A 23,512-nucleotide genomic window follows, 5' to 3' on the forward strand; every position below is an offset into this window, starting at 1 on the left:
CTGCTTTGGAGGCTCACCATGGAGCACTGGAAACGCACGATCGAACGGGCCAATCGCTGCTTTATGCAGGGCGAATTGGTTGACGCTCGCGAGGCCTATCTGCAAGCCCTGGCCCTGGCTCAAGTGTTGTTCGAGCGCTGGGCGAATGCCGACGAAGCAGTAGCGGCCTGCGTCATTTCCCATCACAACCTGGCGGATTTGCACCTGCGCCTGAATCAGCCCGAGGAAAGCGCCGAATACCTCTGCGCCATTCACCAGCGCTTGCTCCAGGCCATGCAGGACGTGCGCCTGAGCCCGCAGCTGCGGGAAGCGGCGCTGCGTCAGAGCAGCAAGACTTACGTCGAACTGTTGAATTTCATCAGCGATCACGGTGAGTACCCGCGCACCCATCGCTTACTGGGCGGTACTGCGGTGCAGCCGACCCCGTCTCAATACGGAGCACATTGATATGACCTACACCTTGCCTGCCTTGCCCTATGCCTACGATGCCCTGGAACCGCATATCGATGCGCAAACCATGGAGATTCACTACACCAAGCACCACCAGACCTACATCAATAACCTCAATGCTGCAGTCGAGGGCACCGAATTTGCGGGCTGGCCTGTAGAGAAACTGGTGTCCAGCGTGCAGCAATTGCCGGAAAAACTGCGTGCGGCCGTCATCAACCAAGGCGGCGGCCACGCCAACCACTCCCTGTTCTGGGCGGTGATGTCGCCTGAAGGCGGCGGCAAGCCCGACGGCGCGTTGGGAAAAGCCGTTGAAGAGCAACTCGGCGGTTTCGACAGTTTCAAGGAGGCTTTCACCAAAGCCGCCTTGACCCGTTTCGGCAGCGGCTGGGCGTGGCTGAGCGTCACCCCGCAAAAGACGCTGATAGTGGAAAGCAGCGGCAACCAGGACAGCCCGTTGATGAATGGCAACACGCCGATCCTCGGCCTGGACGTCTGGGAGCATGCTTACTACCTGCGCTACCAGAACCGTCGGCCTGAATACATCAATGCGTTCTACAGCGTCATTAACTGGCCGGAAGTTGCCGCACGCTATCAGGCCGCGTTGGCCTGACATTCACTTCGATAACAAGATCTAAGGCCGACTATGGGCACTGAAACACTGGCGATCAGCAGCGTGCGAATGTTTCGTTATGCGTTTGGTTCGCTGCTGCTGTTGGCAGGTACTGCATTGCTGGTGGCCCACGGGCTGGCCTGGCTGGACCTTGAACCGCGCATCATGCGCGCCTTGCAGGGCGGGGCGATTTGCGCGCTTGGCACGGCGCTCGGGGCGGTTCCGGTCTTGGTGATTCGGCGGATGCCCGTGGCGTTGAGCGACACCTTGTTGGGCTTCGGTGCTGGTGTAATGCTGGCGGCGACCGCGTTTTCGCTGGTCGTACCGGGTATTGCCGCTGCCGAAGCCCTTGGCCTTTCGCCCTGGGGTGCAGGTGGGCTGATCAGCTTCGGCATCATGCTGGGGGCATTGGGTTTGTACCTGGTGGACCGCAAGGTCTCCGGCGCCAGTCCGGAGATGTTGGTGGGCACCCCGGATAAACCGGTGATTCCACCGCGCATCTGGCTGTTCGTGTTTGCCATCATCGCCCACAACATTCCCGAAGGCATGGCCGTTGGCGTCTCAGCCGGCGGCGGCATGCCGGATGCCGACAGCTTGGCCATGGGCATTGCTTTGCAGGATGTGCCCGAAGGTCTGGTCATTGCGCTGGTATTGGCCGGGGCAGGGATGTCGCGGGTCAGGGCATTCCTGATTGGCGCTGCGTCAGGCTTGGTGGAGCCGGTGTTCGCCGTGCTTTGCGCCTGGCTGGTGACCCTGGCCGAGGTGCTGTTGCCGTTGGGCCTGGCGCTGGCTGCTGGCGCGATGTTGTTGGTGGTCACCCACGAAGTGATCCCGGAGTCGCGCCGCAACGGTCACGAAAAGCTCGCCAGCCTCGGGCTGTGCATGGGGTTCTGCTTGATGATGGTGATGGATACCGCCTTGGGATGAGGCCTCAGCGGGGGTAGGGGTTACTCACCCTCATCAAAGAAGTTGTTGATCAGCGCCACCAGGGCGTCCATTGCTTCCTGCTCTTGCTCGCCCTCGGTGCTCAAATGAATCTTGGTGCCCTTGCCGGCCGCCAACATCATCATCGCCATGATGCTTTTGCCATCGACCATGCTCTCAGGTGTGCGCCCGGCGCGGATCTGGCAAGGGAACTGCCCGGCAATACCGACGAATTTGGCCGAGGCGCGGGCATGCAGACCCAGCTTGTTGATGATTTCAATTTCCAGAGCGGGCATCGCGGGGGTGTTCCTTTCAGCTGAGGTCGCGGTGGCGAACCTGGACGTTCTTGAGGGTTTGTTGCAGCACCTGGCCCAGGCGCTCGGTCAGGTAGACGGAGCGGTGGTGGCCCCCGGTGCAGCCGATGGCAATGGTGACATAGGCTCGGTTGCTCGCGGCAAAGCGCGGCAACCATTTGAGCAGGTAGCTGGAAATGTCCTGGAACATCTCCTCCACATCCGGTTGCGCGGCCAGGTAATCGGCCACAGGCTGATCCAGCCCCGACTGGTCACGCAGTTCCGGCTTCCAATAAGGATTGGGCAGGCAGCGCACGTCGAACACCAGGTCGGCATCCACCGGCATGCCACGCTTGAAGCCGAAGGACTCGACCAGGAATGCCGTGCCGGGCTCCGGCTGGTTCAGCAGGCGGAGCTTGATGGCATCGCGCAACTGGTACAGGTTGAGGCTGGTGGTGTTGATCTTGAGATCGGCGAGGTCAATGATCGGCCCCAGCAGCTTGGTTTCGTCCTCGATGGCTTCGGCCAGGGAACGGTGTGGGCTGCTGAGGGGGTGACGTCGGCGGGTCTCTGAGAAGCGCTTAAGCAGGGTTTCTTCGTCGGCGTCCAGATACAGCACATCGCAATGAATGTGCTTGGCGCGCACCTCTTCGAGCAATTCCGGAAAACGCGTGAGGTGGCTCGGCAGGTTGCGGGCGTCAATCGAAACGGCGACCAGGGGTTGTGCCAATTCGGTATGGATCAGTGCCCGCTCCGCCAATTCCGGGAGCAGGCCGGCGGGCAGGTTGTCGATGCAATAGAAGCCGTTGTCCTCAAGGACGTTGAGGGCGGTACTTTTACCCGAGCCGGAGCGGCCGCTGACGATGATCAAACGCATGATTACTGCCCGCTTTGTTCATCCAGGACAACTTGGTACAGCGCCTCGTTGCTACTGGCACTGCGCAGTTTGTCGCGTACTTCCTTGCGGTCGAGCATGCTTGCGATCTGCCGAAGCAGTTCCAGGTGTGCGTCGGTGGCGGCCTGTGGGACCAGCAGAACAAACAGCAGGTCTACCGGGGCGCCGTCGATCGCGTCGAAATCGATAGGTGCGTCCAGGTGCAGCAGGGCGCTGACAGGTGTCTCGCAGCCTTTGAGGCGGCAGTGGGGAATGGCGATGCCGTTGCCAAAACCGGTGGAGCCGAGTTTTTCACGGGCAATCAGAGCCTCAAAGACATCTTGCATCTCCAGCTCAGGCACTTGGCTGCTGATCAGGTTGGCAATTTGTTCGAGGGCTTTCTTCTTGCTGCCGCCCGGCACGTTCACGAGGGAACGGCCGGGGGTCAGGATGGTTTCAAGTCGGATCATGGGGGGAGAGTTAACGACCTGTGCCCTGAAGCAGGCTCAGATTCTTTTCCTTATGCTTTTTGAGTTGGCGGTCAAGCTTGTCTGTGAGCAAGTCGATTGATGCATACATGTCTTCATGTTCGGCATTGGCGACCACTTCTCCACCGGGTATCTGAAGAGTCGCTTCGATTTTCTGCTGAAGCTTGTCGACCTTCATGATGACCTGCACGTTGGTGATCTTGTCGAAATGACCCTCAAGCTTCCTCAGCTTCTGCTCGACGTAGTCGCGTAGTGGAGGGGTGACTTCTACATGGTGTCCACTGATGTTGACTTGCATACAGCTTCTCCTTCGTTGCCAGTGCATAAAGCGGCGGGTAGGAATACCCGCCACTGGAACGCTGTGGCCCGCCCGTCACATCAAACGCTTACGCTCGCTGGAAGGCGCGATCCCAAGGGACTCGCGGTACTTGGCGACGGTTCGACGGGCGACCTGAATGCCTTGTGCCTCCAGTAAACCAGCGATCTTGCTGTCACTCAACGGCTTTTTCTGATTTTCCGCAGCAACCAGTTTTTTGATGATTGCGCGGATCGCCGTGGACGAGCATTCGCCGCCTTCGGATGTGCTGACATGGCTGGAGAAAAAGTATTTCAGCTCATATATGCCCCGGGGGGTATGCATGAATTTTTGTGTGGTCACCCGGGAAATCGTCGATTCGTGCATGCCCACCGCTTCTGCGATGTCGTGCAGGACCAGCGGCTTCATCGCCTCGTCACCATATTCCAGGAAGCCGCGCTGGTGCTCGACGATCTGGGTGGCCACTTTCATCAGGGTTTCGTTGCGGCTTTGCAGGCTCTTGATGAACCAGCGCGCTTCCTGCAACTGGTTGCGCATGAAGGTGTTATCGGCGCTGGTGTCGGCACGTCGCACAAAACCGGCATATTGCGGGTTGACCCGCAGGCGCGGCACCGATTCCTGGTTCAGTTCCACCAACCAGCGCTCGTTGTCCTTGCGCACGATTACGTCGGGAACGACGTATTCGGCTTCGCTGGACTCGATCTGCGAGCCTGGACGCGGGTTGAGGCTTTGCACCAGCTCGATGACCTGGCGCAGGTCGTCTTCCTTGAGTTTCATGCGCCGCATCAACTGGCTGTAGTCGCGGCTGCCCAGCAGGTCGATGTAGTCGGTGACCAGGCGCTGGGCCTCTGTGAGCCAAGGGGTCTTGGCGGGCAGCTGGCGCAATTGCAGCAGCAGGCATTCGCTCAGGGTGCGGGCACCAATGCCGGCGGGCTCGAACTGTTGGATGCGGTGCAGGACCGCTTCGATTTCGTCCAGCTCGATGTCCAGTTCCGGGTCGAAGGCCTCGAGAATCTCTTCGAGCGTCTCGTCCAGATAACCCTGGTTATTGATGCAGTCGATCAGGGTCACGGCGATCAGGCGATCGGTGTCCGACATCGGCGCGAGGTTCAGTTGCCACAGCAGATGGCTCTGCAGGCTCTCGCCGGCGGAAGTACGGGTGGTGAAGTCCCACTCGTCATCGTCATTGCTGGGCAGGCTGCTGGCGCTGGTCTGGTAGACGTCCTCCCAGGCGGTGTCCACCGGGAGTTCGTTGGGAATGCGTTCGTTCCAATCGCCTTCCTCAAGGTTATCCACCGTGGGGGCGGTTTCCTGGTAGGAGGGTTCCTGTACGTCGGAATTGGGTTTTTGCTCGATGTTGTCGGCCAATGGGTCTGCATTATCGAAGTCGTCGCCTTCTTCCTGGCGTTCGAGCATCGGATTGGACTCCAGGGCCTCCTGGATTTCCTGTTGCAGGTCCAGGGTCGACAATTGGAGCAGGCGGATGGCCTGTTGCAGCTGCGGTGTCATCGTCAGCTGCTGGCCCATTCTCAGGACTAGCGATGGTTTCATGGCAGGGGCTTAACACCTTATTCGCCGGCGCAATGCGCCATCCACGACAGGGCGCGTGAGCGCCAAACATAAGCAAATTATATGCCTGATATCGGGGGCTTTGCCTAGAGCGCGGTAACAATAAAAATCCGGAGGTTTTCATTGACTCCCGCGCATCGGGCAAACGACCTGCCGCCGCCTTGTTTTTGCAGGCGGCCTTACAGGCGGAACTCGTGACCCAGGTACACTTCCTTGACCAGTTCGTTGGCCAGGATGGTGGCAGAGTCGCCTTCGGCGATCAGTTGGCCATCGTTGACGATATACGCGGTTTCGCAGATATCGAGGGTCTCACGCACGTTGTGGTCGGTGATCAGTACACCGATGCCCTTTGCCTTGAGGTGGTGGATGATCTGCTTGATGTCGCCGACCGAGATGGGGTCGACGCCGGCAAACGGTTCGTCCAGCAGGATGAACTTGGGGGCGGTGGCCAGGGCGCGGGCGATTTCCACGCGACGACGCTCACCACCGGACAGGCTCATGCCAAGGTTGTCGCGAATGTGGTTGATGTGGAATTCCTGCAGCAGGCTTTCCAGTTCTTTGCGGCGACCGTCACGGTCGAGTTCCTTGCGGGTTTCAAGGATGGCCATGATGTTGTCGGATACCGACAGCTTGCGGAAGATCGACGCTTCCTGCGGAAGATAGCCGATACCGGCACGGGCGCGGCCGTGCATTGGCTGGTGGCTCACATCCAGGTCGTCGATCAGTACGCGACCTTGGTCCGCCTGGACCAGGCCGACGATCATGTAGAAGCAGGTGGTCTTGCCGGCGCCGTTGGGGCCAAGCAAGCCGACGATCTGGCCGCTGTCGATCGACAGGCTGACGTCGCGCACGACCTGACGGCTTTTATAGGCCTTGGCCAGATGCTGGGCTTTCAGGGTTGCCATTACTCGGCCTTCTTCTTCGGCTGGATAACCATGTCGATGCGTGGGCGTGGCGCGGTGACCTTGCTGCCATTGGCACGACCGGCGTTGGCGATCTGCTTCACGGTGTCATAGGTGATCTTCTCGCCTTCCGTGGAGTTGCCATCGGGGCTGAGTACCTTGGCCTGGTCGATCAGCACGATGCGATTCTGCTGGGCGTGATACTGGATGGTCTTGCCGTAGCCCTTCATCGGGCCGGTGTCGGTAGCCGACTGCTTCTGTTCGAAGTAAGCCAGGTTGCCCACCGAAGTCACTACGTCGATATCGCCCGCCTGGGTGCGCGTCAGAGTCACCGTGTTGCCGGTGATCTTCATCGAGCCCTGGGTGATGATCACGCCGCCGGTATAGGTGGCGACGCCTTGCTTGTCATCCAGCTGCGCATCGTCAGCCGAGATGTGGATCGGTTGCTGGCTATCGTTCGGCAGAGCCCAGGCGCTCACGCTTCCCAGTGCTGCGCCCAGACCGAGCAAAATAGGGAGAGTTTTAACGAGCCTCATACTGTCCTCTTACGTTCGATAGCAGGTGTATCCTGCTTTCTTTCAAATACGCTTTCATTCCCTTGCCAGTCGATACACCGCCAGCGCCGTCGATTCTAACGTCTTGCTCGGTCTGCGCATATTGCTTCTGTGGGAATACGGTCATGCGACTGCTGGTAATCACGGTGTCACGGTTTTTGGCGTCAGTGCGCGCAACGCGTACCGAGTCAATCAGTTCTACCTCGGTGCCGTCCGGGTTGACCTCGCCACGCTTGCTCGTGACATGCCATGGGAACTCGGTGCCGCGGTACAGGTTCAGGTCCGGGTTGGTCAGCAGGGTGACTTCGGTGGCCTTCAAATGCTCGACTTTGTCCGAGGTCATCTCGTACTGCACCTTGCCGTCGGGCAGGAACTGCACGCTGTAGGCATTGGTTGCGTAATAGTCGATAGCCCCTTCTTCAACCTGCGCTGCAGGCTGGTCGAGGAAGCGCCCCGGGCTGATATTCCAGTAGCCCACCGCGAGGAACAGCGCGGCGATGACTCCGAATAGCAGGAAGTTGCGAATCTTTTTACTCAGCATAAAACGCTCTATAGGTAGGCGGCGTGGGCCGCTTCAAGACTGCCCTGGGCTCGCAGGATCAGTTCACAGAACTCGCGGGCGGCACCTTCGCCGCCACGGGCGGTGGTGACGCCATGGGCGTGCTCGCGAACAAACGTCGCCGCATTGGCGACGGCCATGCCCAGGCCCACTCGGCGAATGACCGGCAAGTCGGGCAGATCATCGCCCAGATAGGCGACCTGCTCATAGCTTAGGTTGAGTTGGCCAAGAAGCTCGTCCAGAACCACCAGTTTATCCTCGCGGCCCTGATACAGGTGAGGAATACCGAGGTTTTGTGCGCGGCGTTCCACAACGGGGGTTTTTCTGCCGCTGATAATCGCCGTTTGCACGCCCGAAGCCATCAGCATCTTGATGCCCTGGCCGTCGAGGGTATTGAATGTCTTGAATTCGCTGCCATCTTCGAGAAAGTACAGGCGGCCATCGGTCAGCACGCCGTCAACGTCGAAAATCGCCAGTTTGATGTGTTTGCCGCGTTGCAACAGGTCGCTGGTCATTTACATCACTCCCGCACGCAGCAAGTCGTGCATGTTCAGGGCGCCCACCGGGTGGTCGTCGCTATCGACCACCACCAGCGCGCCGATCTTGTGGTCTTCCATGATCTTCAAAGCTTCGGCCGCCAGCATTTCAGGGCGTGCAGTCTTGCCATGGGGGGTCATCACGGCGTCGATGGTAGCGGTGCGGATATCGATGGTGCGGTCCAGGGTGCGGCGCAGGTCACCGTCAGTGAATACCCCGGCCAGGCGCCCGTCGGCTTCCAGGATCACGGTCATGCCCAGGCCCTTGCGGGTCATTTCCATCAGCGCGTCCTTCAGTAGGGTGCCGCGCTGGACGTGGGGCAATTCCTCGCCCGAATGCATGACGTTTTCCACTTTCAGCAGCAGGCGGCGGCCCAGGGCACCACCCGGGTGGGAAAACGCGAAGTCTTCAGCGGTGAATCCGCGGGCTTCCAGCAGCGCCACCGCCAGGGCGTCGCCCATGACCAGGGCGGCGGTGGTGGAGGAGGTCGGCGCCAGGTTCAGCGGGCAGGCCTCGTGGTCCACGTGAACATTCAGGTTCACGTCGGCGGCCTTGGCCAGCGTAGATTCCGGGTTGCCGGTGAGGCTGATCATCTTGATGCCCAGGCGCTTGATCAGCGGCAGCAGGGTCACGATTTCATTGGTGGTGCCGGAGTTGGACAGCGCCAGGATGATGTCATCCTTGGTGATCATGCCCATGTCGCCGTGGCTGGCTTCGGCCGGATGCACGAAAAATGCGGTGGTCCCGGTGCTGGCCAGGGTGGCGGCGATCTTGTTGCCGACGTGGCCCGATTTGCCCATGCCAACCACGACAACACGGCCCTTGCTGGCCAGGATCATCTCGCAGGCGCGTACGAAATCTGCGTCGATATGGGCCAGCAAGCCTTCTACGGCTTCAACTTCGAGGCGGATGGTGCGTTGCGCGGATTGAATAAGGTCGCTGGATTGGCTCATGTCTGAAGTCGTATAGCCTGACGAAAAGTCGGCGATTATAGCGGTAATGATCAATTCCCTCACGCAAGTTCGTCAGGCTTTATTCAACGAATGCCTGATATCGATCCTCAGTAACATAGCCAGCAACGTTTTTTCCCTGTCCTTAAACTGAACTAGCGCAGTTCCGGCCTTGGGCGCCCTGTACCAGCAGTGATATAGTTCGCCGCCAGTTCGGTCCGCCCAGCCCATGTGGCGATCTATATGCGTCACCGTTGCAAACGTTTGTCGCATGCATGGTGTCTGAGTGAGAGGCTGCATCCCAAGGAGTTTAGATGAGTGCCGATAACGCCTACGCGGTCGAGCTGAAGGGACTGACCTTCAAGCGCGGGACGCGCAGCATCTTCAATAACGTCGATATTCGCATTCCCCGCGGCAAGGTCACGGGCATCATGGGTCCGTCCGGTTGCGGCAAGACCACGCTGCTGCGTCTGATGGGCATGCAATTGCGCCCCAGCGCCGGTGAAGTATGGGTCAACGGCCAGAACCTGCCGACGCTGTCGCGCAGCGATCTGTTCGATGCGCGCAAGCATATGGGGGTGCTGTTCCAGAGCGGTGCGCTGTTTACCGACCTCGATGTGTTCGAGAACGTGGCGTTTCCGTTGCGGGTGCATACCCAGCTGTCCGACGAAATGATTCGTGACATTGTGTTGCTGAAACTGCAGGCCGTGGGCCTTCGCGGCGCCATCGACCTGATGCCCGACGAACTGTCCGGCGGCATGAAGCGCCGCGTGGCCCTGGCGCGCGCCATTGCCCTCGACCCGCAGATCCTCATGTACGACGAGCCCTTCGTCGGCCAGGATCCGATTGCCATGGGCGTGCTGGTCCGCCTGATCCGTCTGCTCAACGATGCCCTGGGTATCACCAGCATCGTGGTCTCCCACGACCTTGCAGAAACCGCGAGCATTGCCGATTACCTTTATGTAGTCGGCGATGGCCAGGTGCTGGGGCAGGGTACGCCTGAAGAACTGATGAACGCCGACAACCCGCGTATTCGCCAATTCATGACCGGCGATCCCGATGGCCCCGTGCCTTTTCACTTTCCGGCAGCGGATTACCGCTCAGACCTTCTGGGGAAGCGCTGATGCGCAAGACATCTCTTATCGAGAAGGTTCGCCTTTTCGGTCGATCCGGTATCGACATCGTCGAAGTGCTGGGCCGCTCGACGATTTTCCTGTTTCACGCGTTGCTCGGCCGCGGAGGCATTGGCGGCGGCTTCGGCCTGTTGATCAAGCAGCTGCATTCGGTGGGCGTGATGTCCCTGGTGATCATTGTGGTCTCCGGGGTGTTCATCGGGATGGTGCTGGCGTTGCAGGGCTTCAATATCCTGTCCAGCTACGGTTCGGAGCAGGCGGTGGGGCAGATGGTAGCCCTGACGCTGCTGCGTGAGCTGGGGCCGGTCGTGACTGCGTTGCTGTTCGCCGGGCGTGCGGGTTCTGCGTTGACCGCCGAAATCGGCAACATGAAGTCCACCGAGCAGTTGTCCAGCCTGGAAATGATCGGCGTGGACCCGCTCAAGTACATTGTTGCCCCGCGCCTGTGGGCCGGCTTTATTTCCCTGCCGTTGCTGGCGATGATCTTCAGCGTGGTCGGTATCTGGGGCGGTTCGTGGGTAGCAGTTGACTGGTTGGGCGTCTATGACGGCTCCTACTGGGCCAACATGCAAAACAGCGTGACCTTCAGCGGTGACGTGCTCAATGGTGTCATAAAGAGCATCGTATTCGCCTTTGTAGTGACCTGGATCGCCGTATTCCAAGGCTATGACTGTGAGCCCACTTCAGAAGGGATCAGTCGCGCCACCACCAAGACCGTTGTGTACGCCTCGTTGGCAGTACTGGGCCTTGACTTCATTTTGACCGCCTTGATGTTTGGAGATTTCTGATGCAAAACCGCACTGTGGAAATCGGTGTCGGCCTTTTCTTGCTGGCTGGCATCCTGGCTTTACTGTTGCTGGCCCTGCGAGTCAGCGGCCTTTCGGCCAGCCCCACCGCCGATACTTATAAACTTTACGCGTACTTCGACAATATCGCCGGTTTGACTGTCAGAGCTAAAGTGACCATGGCCGGTGTGACCATCGGCAAGGTCACGGCAATCGATCTGGATCGCGACAGCTTCACCGGGCGAGTGACGATGCAACTGGACAAGAAGGTAGATAATCTGCCGACCGACTCCACTGCATCTATCCTCACTGCGGGTCTGCTGGGCGAGAAGTACATCGGTGTCAGCGTGGGCGGGGAAACAGCCCTGCTCAAGGATGGCTCGACCATCCACGACACGCAGTCGTCGCTGGTACTTGAAGACCTGATCGGTAAATTCCTGCTCAATACGGTCAATAAAGACGCCAAATGAGGAATCTGTACATGATCTCTACCTTGCGACGTGGCCTCCTGGTACTGCTGGCAGCGCTGCCGTTGATGGCCAACGCAGCGGGTTCTGCGCACGAGCTGGTGCAGGACACTACCAACAGGATGTTGGCTGACCTGACTGCCAATAAAGAGCAGTACAAGCAAGATCCGAGCAAATTCTACGAGGCGCTGAACAGCATCGTGGGCCCGGTCGTCGATGCTGAAGGTATTTCGCGCAGCATCATGACGGTCAAATATTCGCGCAAGGCCACCGATGCGCAAATGCAAACGTTCCAGGAAAACTTCAAGCGCGGCCTGTTCCAGTTCTATGGCAACGCTTTGCTTGAGTACAACAACCAGGGCATTACCGTCGCTCCCGCCGGGGATGAGTCGGGCGACCGCACCAGTGTCAACATGAGCGTCAAGGGCAACAATGGTGCCGTCTACCCGGTGCAGTACACGCTGGAGAAGATCAATGGCGAGTGGAAACTGCGCAATGTGATCATCAACGGCATCAACATCGGCAAGCTGTTCCGTGACCAGTTCGCCGACGCCATGCAGCGCAATGGCAACGACCTGGACAAAACCATCAATGGTTGGGCCGGTGAAGTCGCCAAGGCCAAGGAAGAGACCGATAAAGCCGCCGGGAAACCTGCGCAATGACCGAGTCGGCTGTTCGTCTCGGCGACGCGGGAGAGCTGTTCCTCAGCGGCGTGCTCGATTACCGCACCGGGCCCGACCTGCGCAAGCAGGGCCATGCGCTGATCAAGACCAGCACGGCCCCTGCGCTGGTGCTGGATTGCTCGGCGGTAACCAAGTCCAGCAGTGTCGGCTTGTCGTTGCTGCTGTGTTTCATGCGTGATGCCGAGGCGGCCAAAAAGTCGGTGAGCATCCGTGCATTGCCCGAAGACATGCGTGAAATCGCCGAAGTTTCCGGTTTGACCGAGCTGTTGGCGCATCCTTAATACACATTATCGATAAAGCCCCCCGTCAGAGTCCTGCTATGCGGGGTTCGCAGGCGCGGGGCTTTTTTGTATGATGTGCGACCCGTGCGCACTGGGCGCCGATAGAGGTTGATCATGCAGGCCCTAGAAGTTAAGAGCTTTCTCGAAGGAAAGCTGCCGGATACGAACGTAGAAGTTGAAGGCGAAGGCTGCAACTTCCAGCTGAACGTGATTAGCGATGAACTGGCGGCACTCAGCCCGGTCAAGCGTCAGCAGCAGATCTATGCCCATTTGAACCCGTGGATCACCGATGGCAGCATCCACGCGGTCACTATGAAATTTTTCAGCCGCGCGGCCTGGGCCGAGCGCACCTGAGCCCCCAAGGCGTCGAGATTCTTATGGATAAATTGATTATTACCGGCGGTGCCCGCCTTGATGGCGAGATTCGCATTTCCGGTGCGAAAAACTCTGCCTTGCCGATCCTGGCTGCGACCCTGCTGTGCGATGGCCCTGTGACCGTGGCCAACCTGCCGCACCTGCACGACATCACCACCATGATCGAGCTGTTTGGTCGCATGGGTATCGAGCCGGTAATCGACGAGAAGCTGTCCGTCGAAATCGACCCGCGCACCATCAAGACCCTGATCGCCCCGTACGAACTGGTAAAAACCATGCGTGCGTCGATCCTGGTACTGGGCCCGATGGTCGCTCGTTTCGGCGAAGCCGAAGTCGCATTGCCTGGCGGTTGCGCCATTGGCTCGCGTCCGGTGGACCTGCACATTCGTGGCCTTGAGGCCATGGGCGCGACCATCGACGTCGAAGGCGGCTACATCAAGGCCAAGGCGCCGGAAGGCGGCCTGCGTGGCGCCAACTTCTTCTTTGATACCGTCAGCGTGACCGGTACCGAGAACATCATGATGGCTGCTGCTTTGGCAAACGGCCGCAGTGTGCTGCAAAACGCTGCGCGCGAGCCTGAAGTGGTCGACCTGGCCAACTTCCTGATCGCCATGGGCGCCAACATCACCGGCGCCGGCACCGACACCATCACCATCGAAGGTGTGAAACGCCTGCACCCGGCCACCTACAAAGTGATGCCGGACCGCATCGAGACCGGTACCTACCTGGTTGCTGCCGCCGTCACCGGTGGTCGCGTCAAGGTCAAGGACACCGATCCGACCATCCTGGAAGCGGTCCTGGAAAAACTGCGCGAAGCCGGTGCCGAAATCACCACCGGTGAAGACTGGATCGAGCTGAACATGCACGGCAAGCGGCCAAAAGCCGTTAACGTGCGTACCGCTCCATACCCGGCGTTCCCGACCGACATGCAGGCGCAGTTCATCTCCTTGAACGCCATTGCCGAAGGTACCGGTGCCGTGATCGAGACCATCTTCGAAAACCGTTTCATGCACGTGTACGAACTGCACCGCATGGGCGCGAAGATCCAGGTCGAAGGCAACACTGCCATCGTGACCGGCACCGAGAAGCTCAAGGGCGCGCCAGTCATGGCCACCGACCTGCGCGCTTCGGCCAGCCTGGTGATCTCGGCGCTGATCGCCGAAGGCGACACCCTGATCGACCGCATCTACCACATCGACCGTGGTTACGAGTGCATCGAAGAAAAACTGCAGATGCTCGGCGCGAAAATCCGCCGCGTACCGGGCTAGTCCCCGGAGTGATCTGTGGCGAGGGAGCTTGCTCCCGCTGGAGTGCGAAGCGCTCCCAAGATTTTTGGGGCCGCTTCGCGACCCAGCGGGAGCAAGCTCCCTCGCCACAGGGCTGTGCTTGCTGTTAGCTGAATTTGTTTCAAATCGAGGCTGTCATGGCCTCGATCTGTGTCCGGCGCCGTTTGCGACCGGACAGCAATAGCCTGATGAAGGACTGACGTTTCCCATGTTGACCATCGCACTGTCCAAGGGCCGCATCCTTGACGACACTTTGCCGCTTCTGGCTGAAGCGGGCATCGTGCCGACCGAGAATCCGGACAAGAGCCGCAAGCTGATCATCCCTACGACCCAGGACGACGTTCGCCTGCTGATCGTACGGGCTACCGACGTGCCGACCTATGTTGAACATGGCGCGGCCGACCTCGGTGTCGCCGGTAAAGACGTGTTGATGGAATACGGCGGCCAAGGCCTGTACGAGCCGCTGGACCTGCGCATTGCCCTGTGCAAGCTGATGACCGCCGGCCGTGTCGGTGATGTCGAGCCTAAAGGCCGCCTGCGCGTAGCCACCAAGTTCGTCAATGTCGCCAAGCGTTACTACGCCGAGCAAGGCCGCCAGGTCGATATCATCAAGCTCTACGGCTCGATGGAACTGGCGCCGCTGATCGGCCTGGCCGACAAGATCATCGACGTGGTCGACACCGGCAACACCCTGCGTGCCAACGGTCTCGAACCACAGGACTTTATCGCCGACATCAGCTCCCGGCTGATCGTCAACAAGGCGTCGATGAAGATGCAGCACGCCCGTATCCAGGCGTTGATCGACACCCTGCGCCAGGCAGTGGAGTCTCGACACCGCGGTTGACTCACCCGCGTAGCTGAAAAGCTGCGCCCGTCTATCCGCCTCATAGCCAGAATTCTCAGGTGCCCAAGCGGAAACGACTGCTAGTTTAGGGCGCCTGAGTTTTTGCCAATTCTATTGAGGCCCTCGCTATGACCACGTCCACTGCAATTGCCCGACTCAACGCTGCCGACCCGGATTTCGCCCATCATCTGGATCATCTGCTGAGCTGGGAAAGCGTGTCCGACGACTCGGTCAACCAGCGGGTCCTCGACATTATCAAGGCGGTGCGCGAGCGCGGTGATGCGGCGCTGGTGGATTTCACCCGGCAGTTCGACGGTCTGGACGTCAAGTCCATGTCCGACCTGATCCTGCCCCGCGAACGCCTGGAACTGGCCCTGACGCGCATCACCGCGCCCCAGCGCCAGGCCCTCGAAGTCGCCGCGACCCGAGTGCGCAGCTACCACGAAAAACAGAAGCAGGATTCCTGGAGCTACACCGAAGCCGACGGCACCGTACTGGGCCAGAAGGTCACGCCCCTGGACCGTGCCGGTTTGTACGTGCCGGGTGGCAAAGCCTCGTACCCCTCGTCGGTATTGATGAACGCGATTCCTGCCAAGGTGGCCGGCGTGACCGAAGTGGTCATGGTGGTACCAACCCCGCGCGGTGAAATCAACGAACTGGTACTGGCTGCCGCCTGCATCGCCGGTGTCGACCGCGTGTTTACCATCGGCGGTGCCCAAGCGGTTGCCGCCCTGGCTTATGGCACCGAAAGCGTACCCAAGGTCGACAAGGTGGTCGGCCCCGGCAACATCTATGTGGCCACTGCCAAGCGCCACGTGTTCGGCCAGGTCGGTATCGACATGATCGCCGGCCCTTCGGAAATCCTCGTGGTGTGCGACGGCCAGACCGACCCGGACTGGATCGCCATGGACCTGTTCTCCCAGGCCGAGCACGATGAGGACGCCCAGGCGATCCTGGTCAGCCCGGACGCCGAGTTCCTCGACAAGGTCGCCGCCAGCATCGATAAGCTGCTGCCGACCATGGACCGCGCCGAGATCATCGAGAAGTCGATCAACGGCCGTGGCGCGCTGATCCTGGTGCGTGACATGGAACAGGCCATCGAAGTGGCCAACCGTATCGCGCCGGAGCACCTGGAGCTGTCCGTGGCCGATCCACAGGCCTGGCTGCCGTCGATTCGCCATGCGGGTGCGATCTTCATGGGCCGCCACACCAGCGAAGCCCTGGGCGACTACTGCGCCGGTCCCAACCACGTGCTGCCGACTTCCGGCACCGCGCGCTTCTCGTCGCCGCTGGGGGTGTATGACTTCCAGAAGCGTTCGTCGATCATCTTTTGCTCGCCACAAGGCGCTTCCGAATTGGGCAAGACCGCTTCGGTGCTGGCCCGTGGTGAATCCTTGAGCGCCCACGCCCGTAGCGCTGAGTACCGAATCCTGGAAGAGGGGGAATAACACATGAGCAAATTCTGGAGCCCCTTCGTCAAGGACCTCGTGCCTTACGTGCCCGGCGAGCAACCGAAGCTGACCAGGCTGGTCAAGCTCAACACCAATGAAAACCCCTACGGCCCGTCGCCCAAGGCGCTGGCTGCGATGCAGGCCGAGTTGAACGACAACCTGCGCCTGTACCCGGACCCCAACAGCGACCTGCTCAAGCAGGCCGTGGCCAAGTACTACGGGATAGACGCCGGCAAGGTGTTCCTCGGTAACGGCTCCGATGAAGTCCTGGCGCACATCTTCCACGGCCTGTTCCAGCACGAGCTGCCGTTGCTGTTCCCGGATATCAGCTACAGCTTCTATCCGGTGTACTGCGGCCTCTACGGCATCAAGTCCGACCCGGTACCGTTGGACGAGCAGTTCCAGATCCGCGTAGCGGACTACGCCAGGCCCAACGGCGGGATCATCTTCCCTAACCCGAACGCGCCCACCGGCTGTGTGCTGGCGCTGGACGCCGTGGAGCAGATTCTCAAGGCCAGCCCGGATTCGGTGGTGGTGGTCGATGAAGCCTATATCGACTTTGGCGGCGAAACCGCCATCAGCCTGGTGGACCGTTACCCGAACCTGCTGGTGACCCAGACCCTGTCCAAATCGCGCTCACTGGCCGGTTTGCGTGTGGGCCTGGCCGTGGGCCACCCGGACCTCATCGAAGCGCTGGAGCGGGTCAAGAACAGCTTCAACTCCTATCCGCTGGATCGCCTGGCAATTGTCGGCGCGGCGGCGGCGTTCGAGGACCGGGAGTACTTCGAGAAGACGTGCCGGTTGGTCATCGACAGTCGCGACCAATTGGTCGCGCAACTGGAAGGCAAGGGCTTTGAAGTGCTGCCGTCAGCGGCCAACTTCATCTTTGCCCGCCACCCACGGCACGATGCAGCCGGCCTGGCGGCCAAGCTGCGTGAGCAAGGGGTGATCGTGCGGCACTTCAAGCAGGAGCGGATTGCCCAGTTCCTGCGGATCAGCATCGGTACGCCGGAGCAGAACCAGGCGCTGATCGATGGGTTGGGTGAGCTCTAAGCCAAACTGAAGATCAAAAAATGTGGGAGGGGGCTTGCCCCCGATAGCGGTGTGTCAGTCAGCTAATGAATTGACTGACACACTGCCATCGGGAGCAAGCCCCCTCCCACATTAGGTTCTGCCATATGTGTTAGATCAGCGGCTCATCCGGCTTCTTGTTCTTCCAGCCATCATTGCCCGGCAGCAACAGGTTCAGGCCAATCGCTACCACCGCACACAGGGCAATGCCCTTCAGGCCGAAGTCATCCGGACCGGTCCCGGTTCCCACCAGCACCCCACCAATCCCGAACACCAGGGTCACCGACACAATCACCAGATTGCGCGCCTCACCCAGGTCAATCCTGTGGCGGATCAAGGTGTTCATCCCCACCGCGGCAATCGAGCCGAACAGCAGGCACAGGATCCCGCCCATCACCGGTACCGGGATGCTTTGCAGCAGTGCACCGAATTTGCCGATGAACGCCAGGCTGATGGCAAACACTGCCGCCCAGGTCATGATCTTCGGGTTGTAGTTCTTGGTCAGCATCACCGCGCCCGTCACTTCGGCGTAGGTGGTGTTCGGCGGGCCGCCAAACAGGCCGGCGGCCGTGGTGGCGATCCCGTCACCGAGCAGGGTGCGGTGCAGGCCAGGTTTCTTCAGGTAGTCGCGACCGGTCACGCTGCCCACCGCAATCACGCCGCCGATATGTTCGATCGCCGGGGCCAGGGCCACCGGGACGATAAACAGGATCGCCTGCCAGTTGAACTCCGGCGCGGTGAAGTGGGGCAGGGCGAACCACGGGGCGGCGGCGATCTTCGCCGTGTCGACCACGCCGAAGTAGAACGCCATGGCAAAGCCCACCAGCACGCCGGAGATGATCGGCACCAGGCGGAAAATGCCCTTGCCGAACACCGCGACGATCAACGTGGTCAGCAGCGCCGGCATCGAGATCATCATCGCCGTCTGGTAATGAATCAACTCGGTTCCATCGCCGGATTTACCCATCGCCATGTTCGCGGCAATCGGTGCCATGGCCAGGCCGATGGAAATGATCACCGGGCCGATCACCACAGGTGGCAACAGGCGGTCGATGAAACCGGTGCCTTTGATCTTCACGGCCAGGCCGAGGAAGGTATAGACAAAACCGGCCGCCATCACCCCGCCCATGGTCGCCGCGAGGCCGAACTGGCCCTTGGCAAGAATGATCGGGGTAATGAAGGCAAAGCTCGACGCCAGGAAGACCGGCACCTGCCGTCCTGTCACCAGTTGGAACAACAACGTGCCCAGGCCGGCGGTGAACAGGGCGACGTTTGGATCAAGACCTGTGATCAGTGGCATCAACACCAGCGCGCCAAATGCTACGAAGAGCATCTGTGCGCCAGACAGGATCTGGCGCCAAAGCGGGTCGTTGAACTCATCCTGCATGCTCACGCGTCCTTCTGCTTGGTGCCGAAGATCTTGTCACCGGCATCGCCCAGGCCTGGGATGATGTAACCGTGTTCGTTCAGGCGCTCGTCGATGGAGGCGGTGTAGATCTGCACGTCCGGGTGGGCTTTCTCGACGGCGGCGATGCCTTCGGGCGCGGCCACCAGCACCATGGCACGGATGTCCCGGCAACCGGCTTTTTTCAGCAGGTCGATGGTGGCAACCATGGAGCTGCCGGTAGCGAGCATCGGGTCGATGATCATGGCCAGGCGCTCGTTGATTTCCGGTACGAGTTTTTCCAGGTAGGTGTGGGCCTGCAGGGTTTCTTCGTTGCGGGCGACGCCGACGGCGCTGACCTTGGCGCCCGGGATCAGGCTGAGCACGCCTTCGAGCATGCCGATACCGGCACGCAGGATCGGCACCACGGTAATTTTCTTACCGGCGATTTTCTCGACCTGGACGGTGCCAGCCCAACCTTCGATGTCGTAGGTTTCCAGGGGCAAATCTTTGGTGGCTTCGTAAGTGAGCAGCGCTCCAACTTCCTGAGCAAGCTCACGGAAATTCTTCGTGCTGATGTCGGCGCGGCGCATAAGGCCGAGTTTGTGTCGGATCAGCGGGTGGCGGATCTCGCGAGTGGGCATGGGAAAGGCTCCGGCGGCGGGCAAAAAAACCGGCCTAGATTAATCTATCCGAGGGTGTTGTCCTATAGACATCTAGTACGTTAGTCCATTAAGGCTTGCTCGGAGCGCATGAGAAGCGTACCTTCGCCCGCTTTTCTTGCCACAGCACCCCTTGGAGAGCGCCATGTCCGCTGATCTCGAGCATATCCGTCAAATCATGCGCGAGGCTGACTGCCTGTACACCGAAGCGCAAGTCGAAGCAGCGATCGCCAAGGTCGGCGCACACATCACTCGCGAGATGGCCGACACCAACCCGGTGGTCTTCTGCGTGATGAACGGTGGCCTGATCTTCGCCGGCAAATTGCTGACTCACCTGCAGTTCCCGTTGGAAGCGTCTTACCTGCACGCCACTCGTTATCGCAACGAAACCAGCGGCGGCGACCTGTTCTGGAAAGCCAAGCCGGAAGTTTCGTTCATCGACCGCGACGTGCTGATCATCGATGACATCCTCGATGAGGGCCACACCCTGGGCGCGATCATCGACTTCTGCAAACACGCTGGCGCACGTAAGGTGCACACCGCCGTGCTGATCGACAAAGACCACGACCGCAAGGCCCGTCCCGAGTTGAAAGCCGATTTCGTCGGCCTGCCGTGCATCGATCGCTACATCTTCGGTTACGGTATGGATTACAAGGGCTACTGGCGCAACGCCAATGGAATCTACGCCGTCAAAGGTATGTAACCCATGACCCGCTTTCTTGATCAGACGCTGTTTGCCGAGTTGGCCGAGAAAGCGGGCGCCAGCCTCCGTGGCCGGCATCATCACAACTTTCATCAGATGGAAGAGCCGTGCCATCGCCTGGCCGTGGGCCTGCAGCCCAGCACCTACGTGCCGCCCCATCGGCACTTGAGCGCGGACAAGGCGGAAACCTTGCTGGTCCTCCAGGGGCGCTTGGGCTTGCTGGTGTTCAGCGACACCGGCGAGGTGCTTGCCAAGCGCGTGATGCAGGCCGGCGGCGAATGCTCGGGCGTCGACCTGCCGCCCGGCGTGTTCCATGGCCTGGTGGTGCTGGCGCCCGACACGGTGATGTTCGAGTGCAAGGCCGGGCCTTATCGGCCGGTGGGCGAAGGCGAACTGGCCGATTGGGCGCCCCGTGAAGGCGACGCCAACGTGGCCGAGTATCAACGCTGGATGCTTGCCCAGTTCGATTGAGCTACAGTGCTGGGCCACCTCTTGCGGAGCGGCCCATGAGCCTGTTGATACGCACCTGCGCCGCCCTGGCGTTGACCCTCAGTCTGCCGCTGGCTGCGGCGCCTGCGCCGATGCATGCGCAGTTCCTGCCGCCGGACGATCTGACCCTGCGCGCCGAAACCCCTGACCAGCAGCAACTGCTGCAAGTCACCGAGTATGCGGTGGTGGTGGGCAACCAGCGTCAATCCACGCAACAGCCGATCCCGGTGACCTCGCCGCTGATGATCCGTCTCAAGGGCAAGTCCCTGAACAAAGGCGCGACTATCAGCCAGGTGGTGCTCAACTTCGATGCCGAAAGCAAAAGCCTGAAAAAGCCGGTATACGATGACAAGAGCAAAACCTTGACCCTGTCCTACCCGGTGGCCCAGTACCGAGTGATTGTCGACCTGCTGCGCAATGACACGGTGTATGTGCAGTTCCTCAGTTACGCCAACGGGCATGTCTGGGCGGATGTGCATACCGGTGCTGTTCGTAGCAAATAGCAAAAACACTGAAGAACCAATGTGGGAAGGGCTTGCCCCCGTCCACATTGGTTCTTCACCGCTTTCGAAGCCTGCGCCTCGCAGGTAGACTTCAAATCCCGTGTAAATGTCTGCTGGCTGGAGTCGGTAATGCGTAAAGATAAGAAACAGGTGATTGGTGACGAGATCGGCGACGACCAGATCAAGTTGTTCCTGGACTTCGAGCCGGTTGACGCGACTTCCCCGTCCCTGCACAAACTGATCAAGGCCTACCGTGGCCTGCGTATCGACGACTTCGAACGCTTCCTGGTTTTCTTCAAGGCGGCCGGTTTGGACCTGGATGGCAAGGATGAGCACGGCCAGACCTTTGTCGACCTGATCAAGGACCAGCGCAACGCCGCCGACTATATCGAGCTGATCGACAACGCCCGCGGCTGATTATTCCCGGCCACAAAAAACGCCCCGTTCTCATCGCGAGAGCGGGGCGTTTTTCATGGCCGCAATGCCTTAGGCGTAGCTCTCGGCCTCGTTGCTCTGCTCAACCAGTTCGAGGCTGATGTTGTTCTGCGTATTGATCTTGCGATACAGCTCGGCATCAGTCTCCAGGACCTTCTCCCGTGCCGGGAAGATCTCGTGCAGCTTGGTCGCCCATTCACCGGCAGCTTTCTGCGGGAAGCAACGCTCGATCAATTCCAGCATGATCGACACCGTCACCGAGGCGCCCGGGGAGGCACCCAGCAGCGCAGCCAGCGAACCGTCCTTGGCCGCGACCAGCTCGGTGCCAAATTGCAGCACGCCGCCTTTCTTCGGGTCTTTCTTGATGATCTGCACCCGTTGGCCGGCCACTTCCAGGCGCCAGTCTTCGGCTTTCGCTTCAGGGTAGAAGCGACGCAGGGATTCCAGGCGCTGCTCCATGGACTGCATCACTTCGCTGACCAGGTACTTGGTCAGGTCCATGTTGTCGCGGGCCACGGCCAGCATCGGGCCAATGTTGCCGGCGCGAACCGACAGCGGCAGGTCGAGGAACGAACCGTGCTTGAGGAACTTGGTGGTAAAGCCGGCGTACGGTCCGAACAGCAGGGATTTCTTGCCGTCGACTACGCGGGTGTCCAGGTGCGGCACGGACATCGGCGGCGAGCCCACGGCAGCCTGGCTGTAGACCTTGGCCTGGTGGTGCTTGACCACTTCCGGGTTGTCGCAACGCAGCCACTGGCCGCTGACCGGGAAACCGCCAAACCCTTTGCTTTCTTCGATACCCGAGGCTTGCAGCAGCGGCAGGGCCGCGCCACCGGCGCCGAGGAACACGAACTTGGCGTCCACTTCGCGGCTGTTGCCGCTGTTGACGTCCTTGATGCTCACGGTCCAGCCCGCACCGTTACGCTTGAGGCCGGTCACGCGCTTGCTGTACTTGACCTGGGCGTCCGGGGAGCTGGTCAGGTGAGCGAGCAACTGGTTGGTCAGGGCGCCGAAGTTGACGTCGGTGCCGTTCATCACGCGGGTGGCCGCGATTTTTTCGTCGAGCGGGCGCCCCGGCATCATCAGTGGCATCCACTCGGCCATTTCGCTGCGGTCTTCGGTGTAGTGCATGTCCGAGAACGCATGGTGCTGGCTGAGGGTTTCAAAGCGCTTCCTGAGGAACTCCACGCCTTTTTCGCCCTGCACGAAGCTCAGGTGCGGCACCGGGCTGATAAAGGACTTGGACGAGCCAAAGGTGCCCTTCCTGGTCAGGTAGGCCCAGAACTGCTTCGACACCTCGAACTGGGTGTTGATGTGCACGGCTTTCTTGATGTCGATGGAACCATCGGCGGCCTGGGGCGTGTAGTTCAGCTCACACAGCCCGGCGTGGCCGGTACCGGCGTTGTTCCACGGGTTGGAACTTTCCGCGGCACCCGAGTCCATCAGCTCAACGACTTCCAGCTTGAGGCCGGGGTCGAGCTCTTTGAGCAGTACGGCCAGGGTGGCACTCATGATGCCGGCCCCTACCAGTACTACGTCGACTGCTTCGTTATGCGCCATTTAACGCGTCTCCAAAATCTGCAGCACCAAATTGACGGCATGGCTGCCAGGAGTGACGGGGCGTTTCACGTGTTGCCCCAGGTTACCCATGGCCAGGATCGCCATGTCCGTTTCGCAATTCCTTGCACATTCAGCACACGCTTCCTGCCCGGCCTGATCTGCCTATGAACGCATTCATGGGCGCCTGTGGCAATTCGACTTATGGTCAAAGCGTGGGATTCGTGCAATCAATCCGTAGCGGACAGGCTCAAGCTCCGGTGTTTGCGGAGTACTCGGGCCTGTGTGGTTGGGCTGTTCCAGACGCTGATGGTGCTTGTACAAACGCCAAACTATTCATTTGCTCGCCACACTCTTGTGAAGTTGTGAAAACCCGT

General features: G+C 60.2%; 30 protein-coding genes. 17 read left to right on the forward strand and 13 right to left on the reverse strand.

Going from position 1 to position 23,512, the window contains the following annotated elements:
- The first annotated feature begins 18 nt into the window (after positions 1-18).
- Genes BM416_RS07520 through BM416_RS07530 form a run of 3 tightly spaced genes read left to right on the forward strand, consistent with a single transcriptional unit; the run spans position 19 to position 1,987 of the window.
- On the forward strand, positions 19-447 hold the full coding sequence (locus tag BM416_RS07520; RefSeq protein ID WP_027604818.1) for a hypothetical protein: 429 nt from the start codon (positions 19-21) through the stop codon (positions 445-447).
- A gap of 1 nt (position 448) precedes the next feature.
- On the forward strand, positions 449-1,060 hold the full coding sequence (locus BM416_RS07525; RefSeq protein ID WP_092486999.1) for a superoxide dismutase: 612 nt from the start codon (positions 449-451) through the stop codon (positions 1,058-1,060).
- A 33-nt stretch (positions 1,061-1,093) separates the two neighbouring features.
- Positions 1,094-1,987 (forward strand): ZIP family metal transporter, encoded by an 894-nt coding sequence (locus tag BM416_RS07530; protein WP_092487002.1) that lies wholly within the window; start codon positions 1,094-1,096, stop codon positions 1,985-1,987.
- A gap of 20 nt (positions 1,988-2,007) precedes the next feature.
- Here the strand turns inward: BM416_RS07530 and BM416_RS07535 are convergent, their stop codons facing one another.
- From BM416_RS07535 to BM416_RS07580, 10 genes are all read right to left on the reverse strand, one after another.
- A complete protein-coding gene (locus tag BM416_RS07535) occupies positions 2,008-2,280 on the reverse strand; it encodes an HPr family phosphocarrier protein (RefSeq protein ID WP_027604815.1) in 273 nt (90 codons plus the stop codon).
- A 16-nt stretch (positions 2,281-2,296) separates the two neighbouring features.
- The gene (gene rapZ / locus BM416_RS07540) at positions 2,297-3,154 is read right to left on the reverse strand and encodes an RNase adapter RapZ (protein WP_027604814.1); all 858 of its coding nucleotides are present in this window, start codon (positions 3,152-3,154) and stop codon (positions 2,297-2,299) included.
- Positions 3,155-3,156: 2 nt separating this feature from the next.
- Positions 3,157-3,621 carry a PTS IIA-like nitrogen regulatory protein PtsN gene (ptsN, locus tag BM416_RS07545; protein WP_092487005.1) on the reverse strand — a complete coding sequence of 155 codons (465 nt, stop codon included), beginning with the start codon at positions 3,619-3,621 and terminating at the stop codon, positions 3,157-3,159.
- Between the two features lie 10 nt (positions 3,622-3,631).
- A complete protein-coding gene (hpf, locus tag BM416_RS07550) occupies positions 3,632-3,937 on the reverse strand; it encodes a ribosome hibernation-promoting factor, HPF/YfiA family (protein ID WP_027604812.1) in 306 nt (101 codons plus the stop codon).
- Positions 3,938-4,012: 75 nt separating this feature from the next.
- Positions 4,013-5,506 (reverse strand): RNA polymerase factor sigma-54, encoded by a 1,494-nt coding sequence (locus tag BM416_RS07555; RefSeq protein ID WP_092487008.1) that lies wholly within the window; start codon positions 5,504-5,506, stop codon positions 4,013-4,015.
- Positions 5,507-5,703: 197 nt separating this feature from the next.
- The gene (lptB, locus tag BM416_RS07560; protein WP_016974288.1) at positions 5,704-6,429 is read right to left on the reverse strand and encodes an LPS export ABC transporter ATP-binding protein; all 726 of its coding nucleotides are present in this window, start codon (positions 6,427-6,429) and stop codon (positions 5,704-5,706) included.
- The gene (gene lptA, locus BM416_RS07565) at positions 6,429-6,962 is read right to left on the reverse strand and encodes a lipopolysaccharide transport periplasmic protein LptA (protein ID WP_027604809.1); all 534 of its coding nucleotides are present in this window, start codon (positions 6,960-6,962) and stop codon (positions 6,429-6,431) included. The genes lptB and lptA overlap by 1 nt, the downstream gene beginning before the upstream one ends.
- Positions 6,949-7,521, reverse strand: coding sequence for an LPS export ABC transporter periplasmic protein LptC (gene lptC / locus BM416_RS07570; protein WP_065924291.1), 573 nt, complete (start codon positions 7,519-7,521; stop codon positions 6,949-6,951). Before lptC ends, lptA begins: the two co-directional genes overlap by 14 nt.
- A gap of 8 nt (positions 7,522-7,529) precedes the next feature.
- Complete coding sequence (locus tag BM416_RS07575; RefSeq protein WP_027604807.1) at positions 7,530-8,054, reverse strand: KdsC family phosphatase; 525 nt, start codon at positions 8,052-8,054, stop codon at positions 7,530-7,532.
- Positions 8,055-9,029, reverse strand: coding sequence for a KpsF/GutQ family sugar-phosphate isomerase (locus BM416_RS07580; protein WP_027604806.1), 975 nt, complete (start codon positions 9,027-9,029; stop codon positions 8,055-8,057).
- Between the two features lie 311 nt (positions 9,030-9,340).
- Here BM416_RS07580 and BM416_RS07585 point away from each other — a divergent pair, with 311 nt between their 5' ends.
- From BM416_RS07585 to hisC, 10 genes are all read left to right on the forward strand, one after another.
- On the forward strand, positions 9,341-10,150 hold the full coding sequence (locus tag BM416_RS07585; RefSeq protein ID WP_003171811.1) for an ATP-binding cassette domain-containing protein: 810 nt from the start codon (positions 9,341-9,343) through the stop codon (positions 10,148-10,150).
- Entirely contained in the window at positions 10,150-10,947 is a 798-nt protein-coding gene (gene mlaE, locus BM416_RS07590; protein ID WP_065938534.1) for a lipid asymmetry maintenance ABC transporter permease subunit MlaE, read from the forward strand. Before BM416_RS07585 ends, mlaE begins: the two co-directional genes overlap by 1 nt.
- Complete coding sequence (mlaD, locus tag BM416_RS07595; protein ID WP_003171814.1) at positions 10,947-11,414, forward strand: outer membrane lipid asymmetry maintenance protein MlaD; 468 nt, start codon at positions 10,947-10,949, stop codon at positions 11,412-11,414. Before mlaE ends, mlaD begins: the two co-directional genes overlap by 1 nt.
- A gap of 11 nt (positions 11,415-11,425) precedes the next feature.
- Positions 11,426-12,073, forward strand: a complete 648-nt coding sequence (locus tag BM416_RS07600; protein WP_092487011.1) for an MlaC/ttg2D family ABC transporter substrate-binding protein — start codon at positions 11,426-11,428, stop codon at positions 12,071-12,073.
- A complete protein-coding gene (locus BM416_RS07605; RefSeq protein ID WP_092487014.1) occupies positions 12,070-12,375 on the forward strand; it encodes an STAS domain-containing protein in 306 nt (101 codons plus the stop codon). The genes BM416_RS07600 and BM416_RS07605 overlap by 4 nt, the downstream gene beginning before the upstream one ends.
- 114 nt (positions 12,376-12,489) lie before the next feature.
- The gene (locus BM416_RS07610; protein WP_027604803.1) at positions 12,490-12,729 is read left to right on the forward strand and encodes a BolA family protein; all 240 of its coding nucleotides are present in this window, start codon (positions 12,490-12,492) and stop codon (positions 12,727-12,729) included.
- Positions 12,730-12,752: 23 nt separating this feature from the next.
- The gene (gene murA / locus BM416_RS07615) at positions 12,753-14,018 is read left to right on the forward strand and encodes a UDP-N-acetylglucosamine 1-carboxyvinyltransferase (RefSeq protein WP_092487017.1); all 1,266 of its coding nucleotides are present in this window, start codon (positions 12,753-12,755) and stop codon (positions 14,016-14,018) included.
- Positions 14,019-14,244: 226 nt separating this feature from the next.
- Positions 14,245-14,880, forward strand: a complete 636-nt coding sequence (gene hisG / locus BM416_RS07620) for an ATP phosphoribosyltransferase (RefSeq protein ID WP_027604802.1) — start codon at positions 14,245-14,247, stop codon at positions 14,878-14,880.
- Between the two features lie 128 nt (positions 14,881-15,008).
- Positions 15,009-16,328 carry a histidinol dehydrogenase gene (gene hisD / locus BM416_RS07625; RefSeq protein WP_092487020.1) on the forward strand — a complete coding sequence of 440 codons (1,320 nt, stop codon included), beginning with the start codon at positions 15,009-15,011 and terminating at the stop codon, positions 16,326-16,328.
- 3 nt (positions 16,329-16,331) lie between these two features.
- The gene (hisC, locus tag BM416_RS07630; protein ID WP_092487023.1) at positions 16,332-17,384 is read left to right on the forward strand and encodes a histidinol-phosphate transaminase; all 1,053 of its coding nucleotides are present in this window, start codon (positions 16,332-16,334) and stop codon (positions 17,382-17,384) included.
- Between the two features lie 130 nt (positions 17,385-17,514).
- Here hisC and BM416_RS07635 read toward each other — a convergent pair whose 3' ends face one another.
- Positions 17,515-18,789 carry a uracil-xanthine permease family protein gene (locus tag BM416_RS07635; protein WP_092356139.1) on the reverse strand — a complete coding sequence of 425 codons (1,275 nt, stop codon included), beginning with the start codon at positions 18,787-18,789 and terminating at the stop codon, positions 17,515-17,517.
- Positions 18,790-18,791: 2 nt separating this feature from the next.
- Entirely contained in the window at positions 18,792-19,430 is a 639-nt protein-coding gene (upp, locus tag BM416_RS07640; protein ID WP_027604798.1) for a uracil phosphoribosyltransferase, read from the reverse strand.
- 163 nt (positions 19,431-19,593) lie between these two features.
- Between upp and BM416_RS07645 the strand changes: the two genes are divergently transcribed.
- The 4 genes from BM416_RS07645 to BM416_RS07660 all read left to right on the forward strand — a co-directional run bounded on the left by BM416_RS07645 (position 19,594) and on the right by BM416_RS07660 (position 21,560).
- Positions 19,594-20,151 (forward strand): hypoxanthine-guanine phosphoribosyltransferase, encoded by a 558-nt coding sequence (locus BM416_RS07645; protein WP_027604797.1) that lies wholly within the window; start codon positions 19,594-19,596, stop codon positions 20,149-20,151.
- A 3-nt stretch (positions 20,152-20,154) separates the two neighbouring features.
- Entirely contained in the window at positions 20,155-20,622 is a 468-nt protein-coding gene (locus BM416_RS07650; protein ID WP_065938539.1) for a WbuC family cupin fold metalloprotein, read from the forward strand.
- A 35-nt stretch (positions 20,623-20,657) separates the two neighbouring features.
- On the forward strand, positions 20,658-21,143 hold the full coding sequence (locus tag BM416_RS07655; RefSeq protein ID WP_027604795.1) for a hypothetical protein: 486 nt from the start codon (positions 20,658-20,660) through the stop codon (positions 21,141-21,143).
- A 129-nt stretch (positions 21,144-21,272) separates the two neighbouring features.
- Positions 21,273-21,560 (forward strand): PA4642 family protein, encoded by a 288-nt coding sequence (locus tag BM416_RS07660; protein WP_027604794.1) that lies wholly within the window; start codon positions 21,273-21,275, stop codon positions 21,558-21,560.
- A gap of 69 nt (positions 21,561-21,629) precedes the next feature.
- Here BM416_RS07660 and mqo read toward each other — a convergent pair whose 3' ends face one another.
- Positions 21,630-23,138 (reverse strand): malate dehydrogenase (quinone), encoded by a 1,509-nt coding sequence (mqo, locus tag BM416_RS07665; protein ID WP_092487026.1) that lies wholly within the window; start codon positions 23,136-23,138, stop codon positions 21,630-21,632.
- Between the last annotated feature and the right edge of the window lie 374 nt (positions 23,139-23,512).

This window comes from Pseudomonas sp. NFACC42-2 (assembly GCF_900116055.1).
In the GTDB taxonomy this organism is placed as follows: Bacteria; Pseudomonadota; Gammaproteobacteria; order Pseudomonadales; family Pseudomonadaceae; genus Aquipseudomonas; species Aquipseudomonas marginalis.